We start from the raw sequence: 835 nt of genomic DNA, 5'->3' as shown, positions 1-835 counted from the left end.
GCGAGGCGCTGCCGGAAGCTTTCGCGCACAAGGCGCTTGATCGTGTTGCGGACCACGGCGAGCTTCGAGGCCCGCTTGGAGATCGCGAGCCCGAGCCGGGCGTGGCCGAGGTCATTCGGGCGGGCCAGCACCGTGAAGTAACGGTCGCCGGATTTCTCCGCCCGGTCGAAGACCGCCTGGAAGTCGGCCTTGCGCACCAGGCGGGCGCGCCGTTCGAAGCGCGCGCCGCCGGCCACGGCGCTTACGGCGTCAGGCGCGCACGACCCTTGGCGCGGCGGGCCTTCAGCACCAGGCGACCGTTCTTGGTGGCCATGCGGGCACGGAAACCGTGGGTGCGCTTGCGGTGCAGGACGCTGGGCTGGAAGGTGCGCTTCATGGCGGTTCGATCCGGTTGAATTCAGTGGGATTTTTCTGGGGTGTCGCTGGCGGCGGGCATCCATGGCGGACGCGGCGCGCAAACAAGGCGCGGGAGATTAGCGGTCCGTCCCCGGCGCTGTCAACGCAAGAACCGGTGCACGGAGCGTGGACACGCCGGGGATCGACTGTGGATAACTCGGCACCGAACGCATAGACTCCGCGGCTTTCGCCCGAGCCTGCCGCCGGAGGAGTCCCGCGTGGACGACGCGCTCTGGAAGCTCTGTCTCGCCCGTCTGGAACACGAGCTGAGCGAACACCAACTGAATACCTGGGTGCGCCCGCTGCAGGCCATCGTCGAGGACGGCGGCCTGCGCCTGCTCGCGCCGAACAAGTTCGTGCTCGATCATGTGCGCGACAACTTCCTCGACGTGATCCGCACCGCCCTCGCCGGCCTGCATGCGCAGGGCGAGCTCGCCGT

The 835-nt window shown here is 68.7% G+C and carries 3 protein-coding genes; 1 reads left to right on the top strand and 2 read right to left on the bottom strand.

The window, feature by feature from the left end; translation table 11 throughout:
- The coding region (gene rnpA, locus JNK74_28410; protein MBL7650111.1) for a ribonuclease P protein component at nucleotides 1–236 on the bottom strand (236 nt) is incomplete at its 3' end.
- Between the two features lie 5 nt (nucleotides 237–241).
- Nucleotides 242–376 (bottom strand): 50S ribosomal protein L34, encoded by a 135-nt coding sequence (gene rpmH, locus JNK74_28405; GenBank protein ID MBL7650110.1) that lies wholly within the window; start codon nucleotides 374–376, stop codon nucleotides 242–244.
- Nucleotides 377–614: 238 nt separating this feature from the next.
- Between rpmH and dnaA the strand changes: the two genes are divergently transcribed.
- A partial coding sequence (dnaA, locus tag JNK74_28400; protein ID MBL7650109.1) for a chromosomal replication initiator protein DnaA occupies nucleotides 615–835 on the top strand: 221 nt, incomplete at its 3' end.

This window comes from Candidatus Hydrogenedentota bacterium, assembly GCA_016791475.1.
In the GTDB taxonomy this organism is placed as follows: domain Bacteria; phylum Hydrogenedentota; class Hydrogenedentia; order Hydrogenedentales; family JAEUWI01; genus JAEUWI01.
The sequence above is the reverse complement of the archived record's forward strand: the minus strand, read 5'-3'. Positions and strand labels throughout refer to the sequence as shown.